The 24,704-nt window shown below is 56.7% G+C and carries 22 protein-coding genes and 1 tRNA gene; 12 read left to right on the forward strand and 11 right to left on the reverse strand.

Annotated elements, in window-relative coordinates:
- Nucleotides 1–63: 63 nt before the first annotated feature.
- From gmk to recG, 5 genes are read left to right on the forward strand one after another with little or no spacing between them, the layout of a single operon-like run.
- Complete coding sequence (gene gmk, locus WFN75_RS18455; RefSeq protein ID WP_040077822.1) at nt 64–687, forward strand: guanylate kinase; 624 nt, start codon at nt 64–66, stop codon at nt 685–687.
- Nucleotides 688–741: 54 nt separating this feature from the next.
- Nucleotides 742–1,017, forward strand: a complete 276-nt coding sequence (gene rpoZ, locus WFN75_RS18460; protein ID WP_000135058.1) for a DNA-directed RNA polymerase subunit omega — start codon at nt 742–744, stop codon at nt 1,015–1,017.
- Between the two features lie 19 nt (nt 1,018–1,036).
- A complete protein-coding gene (gene spoT, locus WFN75_RS18465; RefSeq protein WP_040077821.1) occupies nt 1,037–3,148 on the forward strand; it encodes a bifunctional GTP diphosphokinase/guanosine-3',5'-bis pyrophosphate 3'-pyrophosphohydrolase in 2,112 nt (703 codons plus the stop codon).
- A gap of 4 nt (nt 3,149–3,152) precedes the next feature.
- Complete coding sequence (gene trmH, locus WFN75_RS18470; RefSeq protein WP_040077819.1) at nt 3,153–3,842, forward strand: tRNA (guanosine(18)-2'-O)-methyltransferase TrmH; 690 nt, start codon at nt 3,153–3,155, stop codon at nt 3,840–3,842.
- Between the two features lie 3 nt (nt 3,843–3,845).
- Nucleotides 3,846–5,927 carry an ATP-dependent DNA helicase RecG gene (recG, locus tag WFN75_RS18475; protein ID WP_336996639.1) on the forward strand — a complete coding sequence of 694 codons (2,082 nt, stop codon included), beginning with the start codon at nt 3,846–3,848 and terminating at the stop codon, nt 5,925–5,927.
- Nucleotides 5,928–5,930: 3 nt separating this feature from the next.
- On the opposite strand, the gene gltS is transcribed toward recG, so the two are convergent.
- The gene (gene gltS / locus WFN75_RS18480; RefSeq protein ID WP_336996640.1) at nt 5,931–7,133 is read right to left on the reverse strand and encodes a sodium/glutamate symporter; all 1,203 of its coding nucleotides are present in this window, start codon (nt 7,131–7,133) and stop codon (nt 5,931–5,933) included.
- Between the two features lie 223 nt (nt 7,134–7,356).
- Here gltS and WFN75_RS18485 point away from each other — a divergent pair, with 223 nt between their 5' ends.
- Nucleotides 7,357–8,748 (forward strand): nucleobase:cation symporter-2 family protein, encoded by a 1,392-nt coding sequence (locus tag WFN75_RS18485; RefSeq protein WP_040077815.1) that lies wholly within the window; start codon nt 7,357–7,359, stop codon nt 8,746–8,748.
- A 118-nt stretch (nt 8,749–8,866) separates the two neighbouring features.
- A complete protein-coding gene (locus tag WFN75_RS18490) occupies nt 8,867–10,582 on the forward strand; it encodes an AsmA family protein (protein WP_336996641.1) in 1,716 nt (571 codons plus the stop codon).
- A gap of 185 nt (nt 10,583–10,767) precedes the next feature.
- Here WFN75_RS18490 and yicI read toward each other — a convergent pair whose 3' ends face one another.
- On the reverse strand, nt 10,768–13,086 hold the full coding sequence (gene yicI / locus WFN75_RS18495; protein WP_336996642.1) for an alpha-xylosidase: 2,319 nt from the start codon (nt 13,084–13,086) through the stop codon (nt 10,768–10,770).
- A gap of 12 nt (nt 13,087–13,098) precedes the next feature.
- A complete protein-coding gene (locus WFN75_RS18500; protein WP_046886314.1) occupies nt 13,099–14,490 on the reverse strand; it encodes a glycoside-pentoside-hexuronide family transporter in 1,392 nt (463 codons plus the stop codon).
- A 291-nt stretch (nt 14,491–14,781) separates the two neighbouring features.
- On the opposite strand from WFN75_RS18500, the gene WFN75_RS18505 reads away from it, so the two are divergent.
- From WFN75_RS18505 to WFN75_RS18515, 3 genes are all read left to right on the forward strand, one after another.
- Nucleotides 14,782–14,876: transfer RNA gene (locus tag WFN75_RS18505), tRNA-Sec, on the forward strand.
- Nucleotides 14,877–15,177: 301 nt separating this feature from the next.
- On the forward strand, nt 15,178–15,540 hold the full coding sequence (locus WFN75_RS18510) for a type II toxin-antitoxin system RelE/ParE family toxin (protein WP_286775652.1): 363 nt from the start codon (nt 15,178–15,180) through the stop codon (nt 15,538–15,540).
- Complete coding sequence (locus WFN75_RS18515; protein WP_040077811.1) at nt 15,524–15,823, forward strand: helix-turn-helix domain-containing protein; 300 nt, start codon at nt 15,524–15,526, stop codon at nt 15,821–15,823. The genes WFN75_RS18510 and WFN75_RS18515 overlap by 17 nt, the downstream gene beginning before the upstream one ends.
- A 14-nt stretch (nt 15,824–15,837) precedes the next feature.
- Here the strand turns inward: WFN75_RS18515 and WFN75_RS18520 are convergent, their stop codons facing one another.
- From WFN75_RS18520 to WFN75_RS18555, 8 genes are all read right to left on the reverse strand, one after another.
- A complete protein-coding gene (locus WFN75_RS18520) occupies nt 15,838–16,278 on the reverse strand; it encodes a GNAT family N-acetyltransferase (RefSeq protein WP_212478184.1) in 441 nt (146 codons plus the stop codon).
- Nucleotides 16,279–16,324: 46 nt separating this feature from the next.
- Nucleotides 16,325–16,588 carry a YkgJ family cysteine cluster protein gene (locus WFN75_RS18525; protein ID WP_212478185.1) on the reverse strand — a complete coding sequence of 88 codons (264 nt, stop codon included), beginning with the start codon at nt 16,586–16,588 and terminating at the stop codon, nt 16,325–16,327.
- Nucleotides 16,585–18,234, reverse strand: coding sequence for a GTPase (locus tag WFN75_RS18530; RefSeq protein WP_336996643.1), 1,650 nt, complete (start codon nt 18,232–18,234; stop codon nt 16,585–16,587). Before WFN75_RS18530 ends, WFN75_RS18525 begins: the two co-directional genes overlap by 4 nt.
- Before the next feature lies 1 nt (nt 18,235).
- Nucleotides 18,236–20,065, reverse strand: coding sequence for a dynamin family protein (locus tag WFN75_RS18535; protein WP_336996644.1), 1,830 nt, complete (start codon nt 20,063–20,065; stop codon nt 18,236–18,238).
- Nucleotides 20,066–20,081: 16 nt separating this feature from the next.
- On the reverse strand, nt 20,082–20,618 hold the full coding sequence (locus WFN75_RS18540) for a hypothetical protein (protein WP_040077805.1): 537 nt from the start codon (nt 20,616–20,618) through the stop codon (nt 20,082–20,084).
- 11 nt (nt 20,619–20,629) lie between these two features.
- Nucleotides 20,630–21,463, reverse strand: coding sequence for a GTPase (locus WFN75_RS18545; RefSeq protein ID WP_080346633.1), 834 nt, complete (start codon nt 21,461–21,463; stop codon nt 20,630–20,632).
- Nucleotides 21,464–21,664: 201 nt separating this feature from the next.
- Entirely contained in the window at nt 21,665–22,666 is a 1,002-nt protein-coding gene (locus WFN75_RS18550; protein WP_336996645.1) for a class I SAM-dependent methyltransferase, read from the reverse strand.
- A gap of 87 nt (nt 22,667–22,753) precedes the next feature.
- On the reverse strand, nt 22,754–23,278 hold the full coding sequence (locus tag WFN75_RS18555) for a lipocalin family protein (protein WP_040077803.1): 525 nt from the start codon (nt 23,276–23,278) through the stop codon (nt 22,754–22,756).
- Nucleotides 23,279–23,389: 111 nt separating this feature from the next.
- Here WFN75_RS18555 and WFN75_RS18560 point away from each other — a divergent pair, with 111 nt between their 5' ends.
- Together WFN75_RS18560 and uraH are read left to right on the forward strand one after the other, a co-directional pair.
- Nucleotides 23,390–24,115: a MerR family transcriptional regulator gene (locus WFN75_RS18560; RefSeq protein WP_286775658.1), complete on the forward strand. Its 726-nt coding sequence runs from the start codon at nt 23,390–23,392 to the stop codon at nt 24,113–24,115.
- An 86-nt stretch (nt 24,116–24,201) separates the two neighbouring features.
- A complete protein-coding gene (uraH, locus tag WFN75_RS18565) occupies nt 24,202–24,612 on the forward strand; it encodes a hydroxyisourate hydrolase (protein ID WP_040077801.1) in 411 nt (136 codons plus the stop codon).
- The last annotated feature ends 92 nt before the right edge of the window (nt 24,613–24,704 follow it).

The following is a 24,704-nucleotide window of genomic DNA, read 5'->3' on the forward strand; positions in this document are numbered from 1 at the left end:
CGGCGACGTGTATAATAAGCCCGTATGTAGGACTTTCTTCGCTAACACATACAAAAGACTCTCATGGCTCAAGGCACGCTTTATATTGTTTCTGCCCCTAGTGGCGCGGGTAAATCCAGTCTGATTCAGGCGCTGTTAAAAACCCAACCGTTGTACGACACGCAGGTGTCCGTTTCTCATACCACGCGAGCGCCGCGTCCAGGTGAGGTGCACGGTGAACACTATTTCTTTGTTAATCACGACGAATTCAGAGCGATGATTGCCAGAGATGCGTTTCTTGAACACGCCGAGGTCTTTGGCAACTATTACGGCACATCCCGCGAGACCATTGAGCAAGTTCTGGCTACAGGCGTAAATGTGTTTCTGGATATCGACTGGCAGGGCGCGCAGCAAATCCGCAATAAAATGCCTGATTCGCGTAGCATCTTTATTTTACCGCCGTCGAAAGATGAGCTAGACCGCCGCCTGCGTGGCCGTGGTCAGGATAGCGAAGAGGTAATCGCCAAACGTATGGCGCAGGCAGTTGCGGAAATGAGCCATTACGCTGAATATGATTACCTGATTGTGAATGATGACTTTGATGCCGCCCTGAGCGATCTCAAAACCATTCTTCGCGCCGAACGTCTGCGTATGAGCCGCCAGAAGCAGCGACATGACGCATTAATCACCAAACTGTTGGCAGACTGAACCTACATTCAGTATCATGCCCAGTCATTTCTTCATCTGTGGAGCATTTCAAGTATGGCACGCGTAACTGTTCAGGACGCTGTAGAGAAAATTGGTAACCGTTTTGACCTGGTGCTGGTCGCCGCGCGTCGCGCTCGTCAGATGCAGGTTGGCGGTAAAGATCCGCTGGTACCGGAAGAAAACGATAAAACCACCGTTATTGCACTTCGCGAAATCGAAGAAGGTCTGATCAACAACCAGATCCTCGACGTGCGTGAGCGCCAGGAGCAGCAAGAGCAGGAAGCCGCAGAACTGCAGGCCGTTACCGCCATTGCTGAAGGTCGTCGTTAATTAAACCTGCGGGTCGCCCTTGTATCTGTTTGAAAGCCTGAATCAACTGATTCAAACCTACCTGCCTGAAGACCAGATTAAGCGTCTTCAGCAGGCGTATCTCGTTGCACGTGACGCTCACGAGGGCCAGACACGTTCAAGCGGTGAACCCTACATCACGCACCCGGTGGCGGTTGCCTGCATTCTGGCCGAGATGAAACTCGACTATGAAACGCTGATGGCCGCGCTGCTGCATGATGTGATCGAAGATACCCCCGCCACCTACCAGGATATGGAACAGCTGTTTGGCAAAAGCGTTGCCGAGCTGGTGGAAGGGGTCTCTAAGCTGGATAAGCTTAAATTCCAGGATAAGAAAGAGGCGCAAGCCGAAAACTTTCGCAAGATGATAATGGCGATGGTGCAGGATATCCGCGTCATTCTCATTAAACTCGCTGACCGTACCCACAATATGCGCACGCTGGGCTCACTTCGCCCGGATAAACGTCGCCGCATCGCCCGTGAAACCCTCGAAATCTATAGCCCGCTGGCGCACCGTTTAGGTATTCATCACATCAAGACCGAGCTTGAAGAGCTGGGCTTTGAAGCGTTGTACCCGAACCGCTTCCGCGTGATCAAAGAGGTGGTGAAAGCCGCACGTGGCAACCGTAAAGAGATGATTCAAAAAATCCTCTCTGAAATCGAAGGGCGTCTACAGGAAGCGGGTATTCCGTGCCGCGTCAGCGGTCGCGAAAAACATCTCTACTCCATCTACTGCAAAATGGTGCTTAAAGAGCAACGTTTTCACTCGATCATGGATATCTACGCCTTCCGCGTCATCGTCCATGATTCCGACACCTGTTATCGCGTGTTGGGCCAGATGCACAGCCTCTACAAGCCGCGTCCGGGGCGCATGAAAGACTATATCGCCATTCCTAAAGCGAACGGCTATCAGTCTCTGCACACCTCGATGATCGGGCCACACGGCGTGCCGGTCGAAGTGCAAATCCGTACCGAAGATATGGATCAGATGGCAGAGATGGGGGTTGCGGCACACTGGGCGTATAAAGAGCACGGTGAAACCAGCACTACGGCGCAAATTCGCGCCCAGCGCTGGATGCAAAGCCTGCTGGAGCTGCAACAAAGCGCCGGCAGCTCGTTTGAATTTATCGAGAGCGTTAAATCCGATCTGTTCCCGGATGAGATTTATGTTTTCACGCCGGAAGGGCGCATTGTCGAACTGCCTGCCGGCGCCACGCCGGTTGACTTCGCCTATGCCGTGCACACCGATATCGGTCATGCCTGCGTAGGTGCCCGCGTCGACAGACAGCCGTATCCGCTGTCGCAGCCGCTGACCAGCGGTCAGACCGTGGAAATCATTACCGCACCCGGCGCTCGCCCAAATGCGGCGTGGCTTAACTTTGTCGTCAGCTCCAAAGCCCGCGCCAAAATTCGCCAACTGCTGAAGAACCTCAAGCGTGACGACTCCGTCAGCCTGGGGCGTCGTCTGCTCAACCATGCGCTGGGCGGCAGTCGTAAACTGAACGAGATTCCGAAAGAGAACATTCAGCGTGAGCTTGAGCGCATGAAGCTCGCCACGATGGACGATCTGCTGGCGGAAATCGGTCTTGGCAACGCCATGAGCGTGGTCGTGGCGAAGAACCTGCAACAGGGCGAAGCCACGCCGATAGCGCCTGGCGCGTCTGGCCACACCCATCTGCCCATCAAAGGCGCAGACGGGGTGCTTATCACCTTCGCCAAATGTTGCCGCCCGATCCCTGGCGACCCGATTCTGGCGCACGTCAGCCCAGGTAAAGGCCTGGTTATTCACCACGAATCCTGTCGTAACATCCGCGGCTACCAGAAAGAGCCTGAGAAGTTCATGGCGGTTGAGTGGGATAAAGAGACCGAGCAAGAATTTATCACCGAAATTAAGGTCGATATGTTCAACCACCAGGGGGCACTGGCGAACCTGACGGCTGCCATCAATACGGCATCCTCTAATATCCAGAGTTTGAACACGGAAGAGAAAGATGGCCGCGTCTACAGCGCCTTCATTCGTCTGACGGCCCGTGACCGTGTGCATCTGGCAAACATTATGCGCAAAATCCGCGTGATGCCGGACGTCATCAAAGTCACCCGTAACAGAAACTAAGCTGATGAACGCGAAACGTTACGAGCGTATCTGTGAGATGCTCGCCAGGCGACAGCCGGATCTGACGGTGTGCATGGAGCAGGTACATAAGCCGCATAACGTCTCTGCTATCGTCCGTACCGCCGATGCCGTGGGTGTGCACGAAGTGCACGCCGTCTGGCAGGATCACCGCATGCGCCCGATGGTGTCTGCGGCGGCGGGCAGCAACAGCTGGGTGCAGGTAAAAAATCACAAAACCATCAGCGAAGCCGTTTCGCACCTTAAAGGACGCGGAATGCAGGTGCTGGCGACCCATCTCTCCGATAAGGCCGTCGATTTTCGTGAGATCGACTACACCCGTCCTACCTGCATTTTGATGGGTCAGGAAAAGACCGGGATCACCCAGGAAGCGTTAGATCTGGCGGATCAGGACATTATCATCCCGATGATTGGCATGGTGCAGTCGTTGAACGTCTCGGTGGCTTCCGCTCTGATTCTCTACGAAGCACAGCGCCAGCGTCAGAACGCCGGTATGTACCAGCGTAGCAACAGCATGTTGCCGGAAGAGGAGCAACAGCGTCTGCTGTTCGAAGGTGGTTATCCGGTGCTGGCCCGCGTGGCGAAGCAGAAAAAATTACCCTACCCCCACGTCAACGCGCAGGGCGAGATCGAAGCCGATGCCGGGTGGTGGGCTACCATGCAGTACGCGGGATAAATCATGAAAGGCCGCCTGCTCGACGCCGTTCCTCTTAACACGCTTACGGGCGTGGGTGCGGCGCAAAGCAGTAAACTGGCGAAGATTGGCCTGCATACCGTGCAGGATTTGCTGCTGCACTTCCCCCTGCGTTACGAAGATCGCACCCATCTCTACCGCATCGACGACCTATTACCTGGCATATACGCCACGGTTGAAGGCGAAGTCCTGAACTGCAATATCACCTTCGGCGGCCGCCGGATGATGACCTGCCAGATTAGCGATGGCTCCGGCGTTCTCACGATGCGTTTCTTCAACTTCAGCGCGGCGATGAAAAACAGTCTTGCCACCGGGCGACGGGTTTTAGCCTATGGCGAAGCTAAACGCGGCAAATACGGCGCGGAGATGATCCACCCGGAGTATCGTGTGCAGGGGGATCTCAGTACGCCTGAGTTGCAAGAGACGTTGACGCCGGTATATCCCACCACCGAAGGGGTTAAACAGGCGACGCTGCGTAAACTCACCGACCAGGCGCTGGAGTTGCTGGATACCTGCGCCATCACCGAGCTTTTACCGCCGGAGCTGGCGCAAGGGATGATGAACCTGCCGGAAGCGATACGCACCCTGCACCGTCCGCCGCCGTCATTGCAGCTCAGCGATTTAGAGAGCGGACAACATCCCGCCCAGCGGCGGCTTATCCTTGAAGAATTGCTGGCACATAACCTCAGTATGCTGGCCCTGCGTGCGGGCGCCCAGCGCTTCCACGCTCTGCCTCTTACGCCGCGCGATGATTTAAAAGATAAGCTGCTGGCCTCGCTGCCGTTCAAACCCACCGGTGCCCAGGCTCGGGTAGTGGCTGAAGTTGAGCGCGACTTGGGGCTCGACGTACCGATGATGCGTCTGGTTCAGGGGGATGTGGGCTCCGGTAAAACGCTGGTTGCCGCGCTTGCCGCCCTGCGCGCCATTGCGCACGGTAAACAGGTGGCGCTGATGGCGCCTACCGAACTGCTGGCCGAACAGCATGCCAATAACTTCCGCAACTGGTTTGCCCCGCTGGGCATCGAAGTCGGCTGGCTGGCCGGAAAGCAAAAAGGCAAAGCACGCCTTGCGCAACAAGAGGCCATCGCCAGCGGCCAGGTGCAGATGATTGTCGGAACCCATGCCATATTCCAGGAACAGGTGCAGTTTAATGGCCTGGCGCTGGTCATTATTGATGAGCAGCACCGCTTTGGCGTGCATCAGCGCCTGGCGCTGTGGGAGAAAGGGCTGCAGCAGGGTTTCCATCCGCATCAGCTGATCATGACCGCGACCCCCATTCCGCGCACCCTGGCGATGACCGCCTACGCCGATCTGGATACCTCCACCATTGACGAGCTGCCGCCAGGCCGAACGCCGGTGACCACGGTCGCTATTCCGGATACGCGCCGCAGCGAGATTATCGACCGCGTGCGCAACGCCTGCATGCAGGAAGGGCGGCAGGCGTACTGGGTCTGCACCCTGATTGAAGAGTCCGACCTGCTGGAAGCGCAGGCCGCCGAAGCGACCTGGGAAGAGCTAAAGCTCGCCCTGCCGGAGCTGAATATCGGCCTGGTACATGGCCGTATGAAGCCGGCTGATAAACAGGCGGTGATGCAGGCATTTAAACTGGGCGAGCTGCATTTGCTGATTGCCACCACGGTCATTGAAGTGGGCGTAGACGTGCCCAATGCCAGCCTGATGATTATCGAGAACCCGGAGCGTCTGGGCCTTGCGCAACTCCACCAGTTGCGTGGCCGCGTCGGCCGTGGCGCGGTGGCGTCTCATTGTGTATTACTTTATAAATCCCCGCTCTCGAAAACGGCCCAAATGCGCCTGCAGGTGTTGCGCGACAGTAACGACGGGTTTGTGATTGCGCAAAAAGATCTGGAGATCCGCGGGCCTGGCGAATTGCTGGGCACGCGCCAGACCGGGAATGCGGAATTCAAAGTGGCCGATTTACTGCGCGACCAGGCAATGATCCCCGAGGTTCAGCGCCTGGCGCGGCATATTCACGAACGCTACCCTGAGCAAGCGGCAGCGTTAATTGATCGCTGGATGCCCGAGACCGAGCGCTACTCCAACGCCTGAGTCTTAGCCAAAAATGGGCAGCATCAGATAGAGTTTTATGACCAGCGCGTTCACGATATCAATAAAGAAGGCACCGACCATCGGCACCACCAGAAACGCCATATGCGATGGACCAAACCGCTCGGTTATCGCCTGCATATTGGCAATCGCCGTTGGCGTGGCCCCCAGACCAAACCCGCAATGCCCTGCCGCCAGCACCGCCGCATCGTAGTTTTTACCCATCAATCGCCAGGTCACAAAGATGGCATAAAAGGCCATAAACAGCGTCTGGACTGCCAGGATCGCCAGCATCGGCAGAGCCAGCGAGGCCAGTTCCCACAGCTTCAGGCTCATTAACGCCATCGCCAGGAACAGCGACAGGCAGACGTTCCTCAGCACCGACACCGCGCGTTCAAACACACGATAGAACCCCATCAGCGACAGGCCATTGCTGAGGATGACCCCAACAAAGAGCACGCAAACGAAGGTCGGTAATTCAAATGTCGTCCCCGCCAGCCATTGCGCAATGAGTTTACCTGCGGTCAAACAGATGGCGATAAGCGCGATGGTTTCAATCAGTACCAGCGACGTGATCACGCGGCCAACCTCGGGCTTTTCAAAAGCCGACGGCACCATTTCATCGTCCGGCCTGCCGTTTGGCGTGGAGGAGCGTTTCACCAGATAGCGCGCCACCGGGCCGCCGATCAGCCCGCCCAGCACCAGCCCGAACGTTGCGCAGGCCATCGCCACTTCGGTGGCATTCTGAAAGCCGTAGCGCTCAATAAAGACTTTGCTCCACGCTGCCCCGGTACCGTGTCCGCCTGAAAGGGTAATTGAGCCCGCGAGCAGTCCCATCAGCGGATCCAGCCCCAGCAGAGAGGCCATGCCAATGCCGATGGCGTTCTGCATTACCAGCAGCCCGACCACCACAATCAGGAACACCCCCAGCACTTTGCCACCGGCGCGCAGGCTGGCCAGATTTGCATTCAGGCCGATCGTCGCGAAGAACGCCAGCATCAGCGGCTCTTTCAGAGTCATATCAAAGTTGATTTCCCAGCCCATGCTTTGCTTCAACGCCAGCAGCGCCAGCGCTGCCAGCAGGCCGCCGGCGACGGGTTCGGGAATGGTATAGCGACGAAGAAAGGAAACACGATGAACCAGCTTACGTCCGAGCAGTAAAACCAGCGTTGCCGCAACAAGCGTCGACAACGTATCGAGATGAATCATAGAAGGCTCCTTTTATGCGTATGTTCCATGCACACACGGCGTTATCCTGGCCGGTTTGCGCTCCTCATGAGCCCCGGCGATGGAAGTGTAATTAACTTTTTTCTCCCGATATAGAAAAAGCCGCACAAACCGGAGGTCTTTATCCGTAAATTTCGCTGGCAATCGTTTGCTTTTATTGCGCCATCGGCTAGAATGCCCGCTTTTCCTCCTGGGATCGCAGCCGATGTCCGTTAACGCCGTAGAACAGCAAGATGCGCAACCGATTGCGCAGCAGCATAACAGTGAACTGATTTACCGTCTTGAAGACCGCCCACCGCTGGCGCAAACCCTGTTTGCCGCCTGCCAGCATCTGCTGGCGATGTTTGTCGCGGTGATAACGCCGGCGTTGCTGATCTGCCAGGCGCTCGGTTTACCGGCACAGGACACCCAGCACATCATCAGTATGTCGCTGTTCGCCTCTGGCGTGGCCTCTATTATCCAGATTAAAGCCTGGGGTCCGGTGGGCTCTGGCCTGCTGTCGATCCAGGGCACCAGTTTTAACTTTGTGGCGCCGCTGATTATGGGCGGCACCGCGCTGAAAACCGGCGGCGCCGATGTGCCGACCATGATGGCAGCGCTGTTTGGCACCCTGATGCTGGCAAGCTGCACCGAGATGGTTATCTCCCGCGTGCTGCATCTGGCGCGCCGCATCATTACCCCGCTGGTCTCCGGCGTGGTGGTGATGATTATCGGCCTGTCGCTGATCCAGGTAGGACTGACGTCTATCGGCGGCGGCTATGCAGCGATGAACGACCACACCTTCGGCGCGCCGAAAAATCTGCTGCTGGCAGGTATCGTACTGGCCATCATTATTCTGCTTAACCGCCAGCGTAACCCTTACCTGCGGGTCGCCTCGCTGGTGATCGCGATGGCAGCAGGCTACCTGGCGGCGTGGGCCATGGGCATGCTGCCCGAGAATACCGCACCGACAAACAGTGCACTGATCACCGTCCCGACGCCGCTGTATTACGGCCTGGGCATTGACTGGGGTCTGCTGCTGCCGCTGATGCTGGTCTTTATGATCACCTCTCTGGAAACCATCGGTGATATCACCGCCACCTCTGATGTTTCTGAGCAGCCGGTGTCTGGCCCGCTGTATATGAAACGCCTGAAAGGCGGCGTGCTGGCAAACGGGCTGAACTCGTTTGTTTCTGCGGTCTTTAACACCTTCCCGAACTCCTGCTTCGGCCAGAACAATGGCGTGATCCAGCTGACAGGCGTTGCCAGCCGTTACGTTGGCTTTGTGGTGGCGCTGATGCTGATTGTGCTGGGTCTGTTCCCGGCGGTGAGCGGCTTTGTTCAGCACATTCCGGAACCGGTACTGGGCGGCGCGACGCTGGTGATGTTTGGTACCATCGCTGCCTCTGGCGTGCGCATTGTCTCGCGTGAGCCGCTGAACCGTCGTGCAATCATGATTATTGCACTCTCTCTGGCCGTAGGCCTTGGCGTTTCTCAGCAGCCATTGATCCTGCAGTTTGCGCCGGACTGGGTGAAAAACCTGCTCTCTTCCGGCATTGCCGCCGGCGGTATCACCGCTATCGTGCTCAACCTGATCTTCCCGCCAGAGAAGAGCTGATCCCCATTTCACGGCAGCCGCGTCCGGCTGCCGTGACATCGATTTACCAATCCCGCCTTGAGCATTGCGCCCAAATGTTGCATAACTCCTCTATGTGCGTTTTGCGGGATGGAAGACCATGAAATTTATTGGAAAGCTGCTCGTCTATATTCTTGTCGCCATATTGATTGCGATTATTGCGCTCTATTTTCTGGTCCAGACCCGCTGGGGCGCGGCTCAGGTGAGTGGCTGGATCACCGTCAATACCGATTACGAGCTCAATTTCGACCTGATGGATCACCGTTTTTCCTCCCCGACGCATATCCTGCTGAAAAATGTCACCTTTGGCCGGGACGGGAAACCTGCCACGCTGGTTGCCAAAACTGTGGATATCGGCCTGAGCAGCCGCCAGGTGACCGATCCGCTGCATATGGATACCATCACCCTCTCTGACGGCACTCTGAACCTCTCCCCGCAGACCGCGCCGCTTCCTTTCCAGGCCGATCGCCTGCAGTTGAATAACATGGCCTTTAACAGTCCGAATATGGAGTGGGATCTGAGCGCGCAGAAGGTGACCGGCGGCGTTAACCCATGGCAGCCCGAGGCAGGTAATGTGCTGGGCAAAAAAGCGCAGATTCAAATCAGCGCCGGGTCGCTGACCCTGAACGGTGTAGATACCAGCAACGTGCTGATTCAGGGCGAGCTGAATGGCAAGGAGGTGGTGCTGAGCACCATCGGCGCCGATATGGCGCGCGGCTCGCTCACGGGCACCGCTCGTCGCAATGCCGACGGCGGGTGGGTGGTGGATAACCTGCGCCTGAACGAGATTCGCCTGCAGAGCGATAAAGCCTTAGCCGATTTCTTCACCCCTATCACCACCTTGCCGTCTTTTAAAATTGGCCGACTCGAAGTGACCGACGCCCGGCTGCAGGGGCCGGACTGGGCGGTGACCGATCTCGATCTGAGCTTGCGCAACCTGACGTTAAGCAATGGCGACTGGCAGAGCGACGATGGCCGCCTGTCGATGAACGCCAGTGAGTTTATTTATGGCTCGCTGCACCTGTTTGACCCGATTCTGAACGCGGAGTTTTCCCCGCAGGGCGTGGCGCTGCGTCAGTTTACCTCCCGCTGGGAGGGGGGGATGATCCGTACTTCCGGTAACTGGTTGCGCAACGGTAAGGCGCTGGTGCTGGACGATGTGGCCATCGCCGGGCTGGAGTACACCCTGCCGCAGAACTGGAAAAATCAGTGGATGGCTGAGCTACCGACCTGGCTGAATAGCGTAACGCTGAAGAAATTCGGCCTGAGCCGTAACCTGGTGATTGATGTGGATCCCGTCTTCCCATGGCAGATCACCGCGCTGGATGGCTACGGCGCGAATCTGCAGCTGGCGAAAGATCGTCAGTGGGGAGTTTGGAGCGGTAGCGCGACGCTGAACGGCGCAGCGGCGACCTTTAATCGCGTGGATGTGCGTCGACCGTCGCTGGCGCTCAATGCTAACGCCTCGACGGTAAATATTAGCGAGCTGAGCGCCTTCACCGAGCGAGGTATTCTGGAAGCCACCGGCACCGTTTCGCAGTTGCCGCCACGGCAAACCACCGTCAGCCTCAACGGACGCGGCGTGCCGCTAAACGTGCTGCAGCAGTGGGGCTGGCCCGCGCTGCCTGTGACCGGAGATGGCAATATACAGCTTACCGCCAGTGGAAGCGTGCAGGCTAACGCACCGCTGAAACCGACCGTGAACGGCAAGCTGCGTGCGATAAATATGGATAAACAGCAGGTGGTGCAGACGATGACGGGTGGCGTGGTTTCAACGGCGCCGGCTGTTTCACCCTCACCCCAGCCCTCTCCCTGAAGGGAGAGGGAGTAAAACCCAGCCCGCACCTACCGGTCCCCTTGTCACGGAAGGGAGAGCGGGCAACCCCAACCCGGACATAACGGTCTCCTTTTCACGAAAGGGAGTGTGGGCAACCCCCAGCCCGCACATAACGGTCCCCTCTCCCTGTGGGAGAGGGTTAGGGTGAGGGGAGGAAAACCGCATCAGAGCTGAATCACCACCTCACTCCCCTCCGGTTTCACCACCACACCCCACTCGCTCCCCGCATGAGACGCCCCTTGCACGCCTCCAACCTGCTGCACATTGCGCAGGCACAGCGTCCAGCTGCGGGCATCGCCCTCGCCTTTCACCCTCACAGTGCCGCCGCTGCGCGTCGCCGTTAGCGTAAACACGACAGTGCCGTCTGCCGCAGGCACTTCGCTTACCGCCGTTGCGCCATCGCTCAGGTTAAACAGCTGGAAAGCCGTCCCCTCATTCCAGGCGTAATCCGGCTTCTGGTTGCTGTTGCCCAGCGCCAGCAGGGTATTGTCGCGCACATAGACCGGCAGGCTCTGGAAGTCGTGCTGCTGCTTATGCCAGCGGCTACCCTGAAGTTCATCGTTATGCCACAGGTGCGTCCAGCGCCCTTCCGGCAGATAAAACTGTACGTCACCCGCTTCGGAGAAGACCGGAGCAACCATCACCGCCTCCCCCAGCATGTACTGACGGTCAAGATAATCACATGCCGGATCGTCCGGGAACTCCAGCATCATCGCGCGCAGCATCGGCGTGCCGAACTCGCGCGCCAGCGCCGCCTGACGATACAGGTACGGCATCATCTGGCATTTCAGCTGAGTAAAGTGGCGCACCACATCGCAGGACTCGTCATCGTACGCCCACGGCACACGATAGGATTTGCTGCCGTGCAGCCGGCTGTGGCTGGAGAACAGACCGAACGCGCACCAGCGTTTGTAGACGTGCGCCGGGGCGGTGTTTTCGAACCCGCCGATATCGTGGCTCCAGAAACCAAAGCCGGACAGACCAATCGACAGCCCACCGCGCAGGCTTTCTGCCATCGATTCATAGTTGGCGTAGCAGTCGCCGCCCCAGTGAACCGGGAATTGTTGTGCACCGACGGACGCCGAGCGGGCAAACAGCACCGCCTCGTCTTCGCCCACCGTCTCTTTCAGCACGTTCCACACCAGTTCGTTGTAGATGTAGGCGTAGTGGTTGTGCATCTTCTGCGGATCGGATCCGTCGAACCATTGGACGTCCGTCGGAATTCGCTCGCCAAAGTCTGTCTTGAAGCAATCTACGCCGATATCCACCAGCCCCTTGAGCTTGTCGGCATACCACCGGCAGGCTTCCGGGTTGGTAAAGTCGTAAATCGCCAGCCCCGGTTGCCATTTGTCCCACTGCCACAGGGAGCCTTCCGGGCGTTTCAGCAGATAGCCTTTCTCTTTCAGCTCCTTAAATACCGGCGACTTCTGGCCGATATAGGGGTTAATCCAGACGCAGACCTTCAGCCCTTTCTCCTTCAGGCGGCGGATCATCCCCTCCGGGTCGGGGAAGGTCACCGGGTCCCACTCAAAATCGCACCACTGGAAGGCTTTCATCCAGAAGCAGTCAAAGTGGAAAACATGCAGCGGCAGATCGCGCTCGGCCATGCCGTCGATAAAGCTGTTTACCGTCGCTTCGTCGTAGTTGGTAGTGAATGAGGTAGTCAGCCACAGGCCGAACGACCATGCCGGCGGCAGCGCCGGACGCCCGGTGAACTGCGTATAGCGGTTCAGCACCTCTTTTGGCGTCGGGCCGTCGATCACGAAATACTCCAGATATTCGCCTTCAACGCTGAACTGCACTTTAGAAACTTTCTCGGACCCGATCTCAAAGGAGACGTTTTCCGGATGGTTCACCAGCACGCCGTAGCCGCGATTGGTGAGGTAAAACGGAATGTTTTTATACGATTGCTCGGTGCTGGTACCGCCGTCGCGGTTCCAGGTTTCCACCGTCTGACCGTTGCGCACCAGGGCGGTGAAGCGCTCGCCCAGGCCGTAGACCGTTTCGCCCACGCCCAGGTCCAGGCGCTCAAACACGTAGTTGCGATCGGTGTTGCCATCCTGCACGTAGCCGTTATTTTTCAGCTGGCTGCCGGTGATGCGCTGCCCGTTGTGCAGGAAATCCAGCGCCCAGAACTCGCCTTTGGTGACGCGCACGCTAACGCTGCCGCTTTTCAGCTCGGCAAACGCCGCGTTGTTTTCAATCTCGACCTTCACGTCGTTGAGAACGTTCAGCGGATAGTGCGGGCCGTTATCCAGCGCCCCCTGAAAATGCTCGATGCGCACCCCAACAATCCCCTCCTGCGGGGCAAACAGACGAACCGTGAACATCAATGTGTCGAGCTGCCAGGTGCGTTCGCGCACGTCGCGCGGCGCCACGTAGACCACCAGGTCGTTGCCCTGCTGCTCCACATCAAACACCTGAACCGGATAAGTCACGTTCAGACCCGGTTGAATAAGCCAGTTTCCGTCACTGATTTTCATACTCTCGTCCTCTTAGTTCCGTAATTCTTTGCTGACCGGCAGGGTTTCAAACTCTTGCTGATTGCGGCGCGCGCCTTGTGCCAGCTCGCCCATGATTTTGGTCAGGAAGGGGGTTTTCAGCGTGTAATAGCGTTTGGCGATGATGGCGCTCAGCACATAGCAGGCCGCCGGCACCAGGGTAAACAGGCCGATGATGATGCTGATGGTCGCGCTATTCTGGGTTTTAGCCGCCGCGTCGTAACCGCCGCCTGCCAGCATCCAGCCGATGAGTGCCCCGCCCAGCGCCAGGCCCAGTTTCAGTACGAACAGCGTGCCCGCAAAGCTGATGCCGGTCAGGCGTTTGCCGTTAGTCCATTCGCCGTAGTCGACGGTATCGGACATCATCACCCACTGGATTGGTGTTACCAGCTGGTGCAGCACACCAATGACGAAGATGAAAGCGAACATCAGGACGGTGGCCTGCATCGGCACGAAGAACATCGCCACGCTCACCACTGCCAGCGCGGCGTTGGTCCACCAGAAGATACTGACTTTGCATTTCCAGTCAGTAAGCGGTTTCGCCAGCGCGGAGCCAATCAGGTTGCCGACGCAGTAGGTGGTGAGGAAGGCGACGAACACCTCCGGCGACCCCATAATCCAGGTGCAGTAGTACATCATCGCGCCGCCGCGCACGCAGACGGCAAGAATGTTGAGGATGGTGAGCACACCTACGACGCGCCACTGGTCGTTTTGCCAGATGTCACGCAGATCTTCGCGCATGGAGGTGGTGCTCGGCGGCACCTGAATGCGCTCTTTGGTGGTAAAGAAACAGAACGCCAGCATCAGGAAGGCCACCACCGACAATACGGCGATCCCGCCCTGGAAGCCGAACGCTTTATCGTCGCCGCCAATCAGGTTCACCAGCGGCATCATCAGTACCGTGGAGAGCATGCCGCCCGCCGTCGCCAGCACGAAGCGCCAGGACTGCAGGGAGATACGCTGCGTCGGGTCGTTGGTGATCACCCCGCCCAGCGCGCAGTACGGGATGTTGACCACCGTATAGAGCAGGGTCAGCAGGGTGTAGGTGACGGCGGCGTAGATCATTTTGCCGTTGAGGCTGAGGTCTGGCGTGGTGTAGGCCAGCACGCAGACCAGGCCAAACGGAATGGCCCCGAACAGGATCCACGGCCGGAACTTGCCCCAGCGGCTGCGGGTGCGGTCAGCAATCAACCCCATGCAGGGGTCCGAAATCGCATCCAGCGCGCGTGCCAGCAGGAACATGGTGCCGACAAACCCGGCGGGAATGCCGAAGATATCGGTATAAAAAAACATCATGTAAAGCATGACGTTATCAAAAATAATGTGGCTGGCGGCGTCACCCATGCCGTAACCAATTTTCTCTTTTACAGACAGTACTTCGCTCATCTTTTTTTATCCTTCACGCTGTAGGGGGCGCTGAGACCGGTTACAGAGGTTGTAAACCATTGGCGATGAAGCGGGTATTCTGTTTTCTGGTTAGCAGATTACGATTCTTCTTTTTTGTGATCGCGGTAAAATTCGATGAGCACAAAATGCTAAGCTGAGGAATTCGTTGAGATTTACCTGAAATGGATCAATGCAGGCCCCGTCTGGGGTGAAAATAAGTGTGTCAGGGTATGTGGTTAATGTCTGAAAGTAGCTATAATGCGCCCCGCCTCCATGTAGCAATCGAGGCGCGGAAGATCGTCATCTCCGGTGAGGTGGCTGGACTTCAAATCCAGTTGGGGGCGCCAGCGTTCCCGGGCAGGTTCGACTCCTGTGATCTTCCGCCAAAATGCTTAATAAACACTTGTTTATGAAGATAATTTTTAGTGTTCCGCCTCTTTACTACTTTCCCTGATTAAAAGCACCTCTGCCTTTCCGATCGTTTCCTCATTCAGCCAAAGCTAAAGCTCGCCAAATGATAAATTCTTGAAGCGTGCTCGCACGGTCATAAAGACGCAATCTGCTTCCATTGCGCTCTTTGCCATACTCGCTTCACCAGAAAAATGGCTGCCAACGGCATTCATTACAATTATAAACTACAGCTTATATTGCCTGGTATATAAGCTACAGCTTATCATGGACGAAAGCATGTGGACGATTCTGTTGGGAGCGCATTTCGAACAATGGCTGAATGCGCAAGATGAAGGGCTACAGGAAAAAGTCCTGGCTGCTTTGCTTAACTTGCAAGTTTACGGGCCGCGTCTTCCCCGGCCCTATGCCGACACGGTTAAGGGATCACAGCATAAAAATATGAAGGAGCTGCGAATTCAGTATGCTGGCCGTCCGGTGCGCGCGCTTTTTGCTTTCGATCCACTACGCCGGGCCATCGTGCTGTGCGCAGGGGATAAAAGTAATGACAAAAGATTCTATGACAACCTTATTCGCATTGCAGATGAAGCCTTTTCTCTTCACATGACTGTCCTGGAGACGTTAAATGAAAACCCTAAATGAAGCGATTGCATCTCGTTCGCCTGAAAGCCAACAGCGTATTCAACAGACGGCTGATGAAATGATCCTCGAAACCGGTTTGCAACTGGTGAGGGAGGAACTCAATTTGTCACAGAAGCAGCTTGCTGAATTAATGGGTATCAGTCAGCCTGCCATTACGCAACTGGAGCAACGAGGTAACGAGCTCAAAATCGCAACGCTCAAACGCTATATCGAAGCGATGGGTGGAAAACTGAGTATCGACGTTGAACTACCGACCGGAAAACGTATTGCCTTTCATATTTGAGAAGAATGGTTAAATCAGGGAACAGCCAGCCGCATATGCAGCAGCGGAAACGGGTTCCCCTGCCCGTCCAGGGCCGAGCGCCCCACCTGCACAAACCCCATGTGTTGATAAAAAGCCACCCCTTGCGGGTTTTGCTCGTTCACATCCACTTCGTTGACGCCGAAATGGTTAACCGCACAGGTCAGTAACAGTTTGCCGACGCCTTTCCCCCGGCTCGCAGCATCCACAAACAGCATTTCGATGCGGTTCTCGTCCACGCCTAAAAAGCCGTGAATATTGCCCTGCTCATCGCAGGCAATGATCACCTGTAAATTCGGCAGATAAGCATTGAGCAGGAGCGGGCGTAACGTCGCAATGTCGCTTTCCTGCAAGAAATGGTGCGTGGCACGAACGGAGGATTCCCAGATCGCGGCCAGACGCTCGAAGTGTGAGGGCAGTGCGGTTTCGATTTTCATCCGCTAACGATGCGTGTCAGCCGCCATAAAATCAACCTCCTGCCCCTTACAATCTCTCGCAAATCGCCACGTTCAGCCGGACAAAGTCGTCCCAGGCAATGACCTCGCTCAGCGTGGCGCGGTAGTAGTCCTCTACGCGACAGACCAGCGGCCGGGTGGCGTAGATGGCGCACAGGTGGGTTGTTTCATCGAAATGGCCGCACACCCCGTCGCCGCGATCGAGAAACGCGGTTTCGGGGCTGGCGTTGACCCTGCGGCAGCACTTGCCGCAGGCATTGCAGGGGAAAGGCGTTAACGCGTCGTCACTCATGCCTGCGTACATAACGACGAAGCGAGGCGCTGTACTTCTATGATGCGATCGCTCAACTCACGATCCTGCTGGCTGGCGATATCCCGCGCGGCTTTCACTTTGTCCAGTAACTCTGCGAACCAGGGCTCCAGCGACTCATCCACCAGCCGTAACGCACCGGATTCAAACTGTGCGGCCGTCGTGAAGGCAAAATCGTCGATCTCTTGCTGATAACGCTCCCATTCGCGGCGTTGTTGCTCGCTTTGTTCACGCGCCTGTTTGGTTTCGCGATCTTCTGCGAAGATATCCCACAGCGAACTGACTACAGTGATGGCTGGCCCTACGTACGGCAGCCATTTGCCCACCACCAGCGTACCCCACTTCTCCATGGTTTTTGGGCCAATCCCCTTCATCAGTGACGGTAGCCACTCTTTCACCACTTTCAGGCCGCTGACCACGTGTTCCGGTTTTGCCATCGAACCCAGCGTATTGACCGCGTGGTTCATCATCTCGGCGTTAATGCCCCCGGACTCTGGCGATACCCCCTGCTCCTGAGTTGCCTGCGCACCCGGCATGTGCGGAATCGACTGCGAGGCACCCTGTTCTGCCTGTCGGGCGATCGCCGCTTGCAGGCTGTCGACATCATCGGCAAAACGCTGCACCAGATAGGTCATCTCACGGTTTTGCGCCGCTTCCACTTCGCCGCTGGCCTGCCGGAACAGTGCCTCGATGTTTGCCTGCGCGTGTTCTGGATCCTGGCGCAATGCCGCCTTGCTGCCCCGGTACATGACCTCACGCTGGTTCTTCACCTCATCGATCACCGCGTTACGGCAAAGCTGCTGCTGCGCAACGATATTTTTCAAAAGGGTATCGAAGCTGCGTACGGTGTCACTGGTGGTCTGCTGCTCTAACGTGTGCAGCAACTTGTCGAGGAAACCGTTCAGCGTCGCGCCCAGTCGACGGTAGATATGCTGGCTATCAATGCTGGCGATAAAGGTGGTCAGCGCCTCTTCGAAGATCGGGAACTCACTGGCGCGCAGCAGTTCCGGCACATTGTTTAGCTTCGCCTGCAGCGCCATCTCCGCATTGACGCGCAGGACAGGGATATCCTGCAGCACATCCTGCAGACCCTGTGCTTCCGCCAGGCTTTGCAGACGAATACGAATGTCGTTTTTGAGGCGGGTTAAGGTCTCGACGTCCATGCGATCTTTATCGTTGAGCACCAGGAACAGCTTTTTCCGGGCCTGTAAAATTTCGACCAGCACCTTGAGTGTCTTCTCCTCTTCGGCGGCACCGGATGGATTTACCACAAAAATCACCGCATCCGCTTTCAGCATCTGTTCCCGGGTCACTTCTTCATGATCCAGCGGCGCATCCACGCCCGGGGTGTCCAGAATGGTGCTGTTATTCCAGCAGTAGGAGTCAACAGAGGCTGTTAACGGAACATCGCCGGTCGCTGCCACGCATTCGCCAACCAGAGCGTTGATAAGCGTGCTTTTGCCGGCGTTATACACGCCGTAGACCATAATGCTGGCGTCTGGCTGGTTGCGCTTGTCTTCAAACTGTTTCTGCACAGGCGCAAATTCTGCCGCCAGCGCAGGATACTGGCTTGCCAGTTTCGCCGTCAGGTCGTAAGTTTCAAAAAGTTCTGCCGCTGACATCGCCATGTTACGCGTTCCCCTCACTCGTTAATTGCTGCTCTGCTTGCTGCTTCAGTCTGCCAATCGCACGCTTAAACTGTTCCACTTCATAATTTAGCCGGCTACAGTCCTCCTCCATCTCGTTGAGTAAGGTGCTTAAGAGCGTACCAACCTGAGTGGTGATCTCGTTTTCAATACCGTCCAGGTAAAGGCTCAGGATCCGGTTACGGACTTCGCTGAGGTTATCTCCCACCACCATTTCAATGGTGCGGGTGGTTTGTTGGGCGCTGTCTCCGGTCATCGATCCCAGCCCGGCCCCGAGAGTGGCGCCTATGGCCGCGCCCGCAGGCCCCAGCAGCATCCCAATGCCGCCGCCGATCAATGCCCCCAGCCCACCGTTACGGCTACGCGTGCTTTTGGTGTAGCCTTCAGGGATCTGCTCGGTCACTTTTTCTACCGAGAAGGCAGGCAGCGTGAGCGAGGAGGAGGTCCAGGTGGTGACAACCGCTGATTTAAAGGCCTTCATCGCCTTGTTCAGGATCGCCTCCAGCGCATCCCCGGTGAGGGTCGCCATCCGGCTGTCCCATCTTTTTTGTGCGGCTAGCAGGGCGCTATTCAGCCCGGCTTCGTCGTTGCGGCTGGCGGCCAGCTCGTTAAAACTGGCCTGAATGGTTTGACGTAATTCAGACTGGGCAAGGCGTATGGCCGGTGTAATCTGTTTTTTTACATCCTGGTCGACCGTCGCAATCATCGTAGCCAGAGATGCCGTCAACGCCTGATATTTCTCCATTTCCACCAGGCAGCCGGAGAGGAAGTTTTTGAAATTCGTCATCGGCACCGCACGCTTCATGCGGACGCCCTCTTCCTGCGAGATTTGCTTCAGGCGGGTAAATAGCTGCCCCATTCCACTGTCGGCGATGGCCGCCGGATCATTCCCGTGCAGTTCGGCATAGCGGGCGGAAAGGGACAGCACTTGCACACGCCCGGTATCAACGCCTTCGGCCTCCAGCTCGCGCTTTACGAAATCCTGCTGCATCTGGCGATCCTGCGCTGGTTTCATCACGCAGATATCGACAGGCACCTCGTTGACCTCATCCCAGCCATGCTGCTTTTTATCGCTGCCCGTCAGCAGCAACATGATCTCCTTCTCTTTCCCCAGCAGTTGACGGATCTCGTTTAAATCGCTGGCGCGTCCCGGCGCATCCGATTTCATGGTGTAGAGGATCAGGTCAGCATGGTCGGCGTGCGCTTTCGCCAGCTCGCCGTTTTGCGAACGCACCGAGTGCAGGCCAGGGGAGTCCACCCAGGTCAGCCCCGGCAGACGGAAGCTCTGAATCGAGCTGGTCGCCTCGGTGGCATCCACGCGAAATTTGCCCTGCAGCGCCGCTTCGTTATGCGCATCACCGTTCTCTGCGTCCGTATTGACGTGGGAGTCATATTTCAGCGTGGTATTCCCGGCCTGCTGGGCCGGAGTCGGGTTGGTATGGCCCCAGGCCATATAATTGCCCAGCGAGCTTTTACCCGACTTCACCTTGCCGTAGACATAGACCAGCAGCGAATCTTCAAAGTTTTTCCGGAAACTCAGCCCCTTGTTCTGATTATCCAGCTTTGCTTTCCAGCCGCTGTCGATCTCTTTCAGGCCGTTGATAAACCCCGCCAGCGACTGGCTTAACGGGCTGGTCTCAGGTAATTTCTCCTGCGCGTCGGCCAGCAGCCCGGCAAGGTTAGAATGAAACTGGCTGTAGTGAGCCGCAAAGGCTTTATCCAGCTCTTTAGCCTGCTCTAATGAAGAGGCGAACTGCATCTCCAGCGTTTCGAAAGAGGTTAGAAGATCCTCGCGAAGCATCTCGTTACTCATCTTTATTCCTGTCTGCTTAGCCGCGCAAATGCTGGCGAATACGTTCAAATTGTTCGCGATAAACTTGCAGTGTCTCAAGCTGGACCTGGCAATCTATCAGGGTATCAACCACGTCATAAAAGTCTTCGGTCATGGTCAGTTCCACGTCGTAGCAGGATTCCAGCGCATTCAGGTTCTGGCGCGTTTTGGCGTCCAGGAAGGTTAGCTCATGGCTTTCGGTAAAATGTTCTGCCACCACGCGCTGATACTGCTTACCCGTTGCCAGCACGTTGGCTTTAAAGGGCGATGTGCTCTGGTAGTGCACCTCAACCCAGCCGGAGAGCGCCTGCTTTAAGTCGTCAGCGCGCAGCGTGCCGACGTTTTGAAGCGAGGCCTTAATGGTTTCGCGCTCCTCTTTTTGCTCGCGTTCGCGGCGCTCACGTTCTGCTCGTTCCCGGCGTTTGCGCTCTTCGTCGTCGCCATTGCCATTCGAGCTGTCATCATCGCTGGAGGAAGAGGCGATTAATGCGCCCACGCCCAGCACCGCTGCACCAATTAACCAGGGTAATGCCATTTTCGCGCTCCTTAGACAGCCGGGAATTTTTTGAGGGTGTTTTTCATCCAGCCGCGGAAATCGGTCATGATCGTATTGAAGGGCTGGAAACCGCTGTTGATTTGCTGATGAATTTGCGCCTGCTTCTCCTGCAACGCGTGCTCGGCCTGCATAAACTCGGCGAGGATCTCTTCAATCGCCACCCGCTGGCGCTCGCGTTTTACGGCGTAGGCGTCAGTGTTCAGCGCATCCAGATGCTGAGCGAGATCGAAAAGGTGGCTGGCGCGGATCAGGCCGTCTTGTTTCTGCGTCACCCCGGCCTGGAAACGGGAACCAGACAGGGCATAGCAGCGCGGCGTAAAACCGAGATCGTCGCGGCACTGTTCCAGCATGCGTTTTTCAATCGCCGCAATGCTTTCGGCGCTTTCTACGTCCGCTTTGCTGAGTACAAGGATGATGTTTTGCTCGGCATACTGACCAAACGAGTCTTTTAGCTGGCGCAAAAAATCGATCTCAATCTTCTCCAGCTCACCCTGGGGCTGGTGGACAAATAGCACGATGTCGGCCTTTGCCGCCCCCTGCAGGGCAATCAGATCGTCGGCGTTATTGGCATCCAGGCCTGGGGTGTCCAGAAAGATAAAATCTTCGGTCTCACACTCTTTGAGTTCCGCCGTTTCACGAATGTCGTTAGTGCGAAAACATTCCGTCTGAATATGGTTCGTTAACATATTCAACAGGAAGCTTTTACCGGCATTCATTAATCCCCAGGCGGCGACAACCGGTTTTCCGGGGGCGAGTTGCTGTTCCAGCAAGGCATCCGCCTTGTGTAATAACGAGGCGTGTGGAGAGGTACTGACATCAGCCATGATAAATATCTCGCTACGTTAATGAGTTATTTTTGAGGACGTTGCGTATTAAGTGTTATTAACGGCATACCATCCGAAAACTGCAGTAACCCTGCGAATTTTGGTGGTAACGATAGCGAGAAGAGTAAGACAGGCCGCTGACAGTCCGTGTCAGTGCAAAGCGGGTTTTAGGCAACGAAACAGCGATTATCTGCGCGCGGTTCAGGGCAGCCGCACCTCCATCACCGCATAGACCCCATCTTCAGGCACGACCACGGTGACATTTTCTACCGGCACGCCGGCAGCGAGATGTATCTCCTGCAGCTCGTCTAAGGAACGTGGGAAGAGGTGCTGCCAGCCAATGCAGCGCAGGGCAAAATCGATCTGTGGGCTGGTATTCAGCATGTTTGACAGGATCACCGCTCCGCCGGGCTTCACCAGCCGCAGAGCGCGTTTTAGAAAGGTCACGGCATCGTCATGGTTAAAGTATTCGAAGATGCCCAGAGCATCCACCAGCTCGGCCTGCTGCTCCCCCAGCTCCAGCACCAGATCGTCGTTACGGATCAGGTGATACACCAGATTCCGGCGCAGCAGGGTGATCTGCTCGCCCACGACCAGCCCCTGCTGAGCCGCCATGGTCTCGGCCCAGCGCAGGGCGACGGGGTCGTCATCAACCAGCGAAAGATGCACCTTCTGTCCATCAAGCTTCGCGGCACACAGCGCCTCCAGCACCGGGATGGCCGCGCCGCTGGCCAGACTCACCCAGTCGCTCTCGATATCGTTATGGATGTATTTGTCCACCAGCGTCGCCAGCACCCGGGCGCGGGAGCGCACGCCAATGGCATCGTTGGCGTGGATAAACCACTGGCGGCTGGCGCTGTCCATTACCGTCCCTTCCGGCAGTTTATCCTCCAGAGGGTTTTGCACCGCAAACAACGCCAGCGCTGAGGGCACCAACCGCACGCGCCAGGCCGCCAGCGCAGGGCGATGACGGAATGCCTCCTGCGACCAGGCATGTTGGGCGATCAGCGTTAACTCGCCGCGGTCTCCCTGCTCAATCAGCGGCGGCTGCAGAGACGGGTCGGCCTTCAGCGCCCGATCGATGGCGTTAATTTCCCGGGTCGTTTCGTCTTTCATCGACCATTTATCACTGACATCGGGAAACGAGGCGCTGTAAATGGTCATGTTTGCAGGTGCTTTACCGCGATAGGCTTGCCAGGTCATGTCGTTGTCTCCCGTTTGGCCGATAACGGAAGTGTATTCATGCCTGGCAGCTTTACCCTACGAAGAAAGCACGAATTCCCGCCTGGGTTAGTGTTTCACCCAGACCAGCTGATCGACGCGGAAGCCGAGGCTACGGGCGATGCGCACGTAATCGTCTTTCACCTTATCCGGGATGGTTGGCGTACGCGCCAGGATCCACAGGTAATCACGGTTCGGGCCGCTTACCAGCGCATATTTGTACTCATCATCCAGGGCAATCACGTTATACCCGCCGTAGAAAGGCCCAAAGAACGACACCTTCAGGGCGGCGGTGGTCGGCGCACCGGTAAAGTACGCTTTGCCTTCGCTTTCGTTCCATTTTTGTTTGCGTGGATCGTAACCCCGGTTGAGCACGCTAATGCCGCCGTCGCTGCGCTGGCCGTAGGTGGCAGTCACCTGCTCCAGTCCGCGTTCGAAGCGGTTTTCCAGGCGGGCGATTTCATACCATTTGCCGAGATAGCGCGAGGCATCAAAATGGGTAATGGGCTGCACCCCTTTCGGCGGGGTAGGCGTTTTGCACGCTACCAGCGTCAGCGCGATCGCCACACCGGTCACAACTGGCCATAATTTCATGTGAGCTCCTTTCGTTTGCGTGATGTAAGTGTAGTGCAGAGGTCGACTGCTTCATTCCGGATACAAATATTCGTAGTATATTGAGATTATTCTTTCTCACCGGACAGGCGCATGGCTTACTCCATTGGCGAATTCGCCAAACTTTGTGGCATTACAGCCACCACGCTGCGCGCGTGGCAGCGCCGCTACGGTTTGCTTAAACCGCTGCGTACCGATGGCGGCCACCGTCAGTACAGCGAAGAGGATGTTCAGCAAGCGCTTAAAATCCTCGACTGGGTAAAAAAAGGGGTGCCGATTGGCCAGGTTAAACCCCTGCTCGAGCGCCCTACCGCGCGGCGTACCAACAACTGGCAGACGCTCCAGGAGAGCATGCTGCAGCGTCTGAAAGAGGGCAAAATCGATGCCCTGCGCCAGCTGGTGTACAACGCCGGCCGGGAATACCCCAGACCAGAGCTGGTCACCGAAGTATTGCGTCCGCTGCGCAGCCAGGTCTCGGCGCGCGTGCCGGCGATGATGACCCTGCGTGAGATCCTCGATGGCATTATCATTGCCTACACCTCGTTCTGCCTTGAAGGGGATAAAAAAGCCCCTGGCGACAACTATTTAATCACCGGCTGGCACCTGAGCGATCCCTGTGAAATCTGGCTCGAAGCCTTAAAACGCACCGGGCAGGGTCACCGTATCGATGTGCTGCCCATCCCGCCAGCCGCCCTGGCACCCGAGATATTCCCGGAGCGCAAATGGCTGCTGATCGCCAGCGGCAAACTGAGCGCCGCACGAAAAAAACAGATAGAGCAGTGGCAGCAGGCGGTCGCACTTGAGGTGGTCATCCTCTAGCGCCAGTTATCACGAAAAGTTGAATATTTTCTTTTCGCCAGAGTGCTAACGTTTTCCTGTTACTTATCAAAACACAGGAATTCATGATGAAAAAAAGTGCCGCACTGCTGATGTTGTCCTCCCTCGCTTTCGCCCCTGCCGCCTTTAGCGCCCCGGTCGGTACGCTTAGCGTGCATATTCTTAATCAGCAGACAGGTGTCCCCTCGTCTGACGTGACCGTTACCCTGGAAAAAGAGCAGCAGGGTAACTGGGCTCAGCTTGCCAGCGGTAAAACGGACCAGGATGGCCGCATCAAATCACTCTATCCGCAGGACAAGGAGATGGAGCCGGGCGTTTATCGCGTCGTCTTCAAAACGGGCGACTATTTCAAAAGCCAGAAGGCCGACAGCTTCTTCCCTGAGATCCCGGTGCTCTTCACCGTTACTCGCACCAACGAAAAACTGCACATCCCACTGCTGCTTAGCCAGTATGGCTATTCAACCTACAAAGGCAGCTGATCGCTTACAAAAAAGTGGTTTCGTAACCTTCTGATATCGCAAGTTATAACAAAATAATTCTGCGAATACTTGGACAAATTATTCATGGTGTG

The sequence above is a fragment of the Leclercia sp. UBA7405 genome (assembly GCF_037152215.1).
Classification (GTDB): domain Bacteria; phylum Pseudomonadota; class Gammaproteobacteria; order Enterobacterales; family Enterobacteriaceae; genus Enterobacter; species Enterobacter pneumoniae.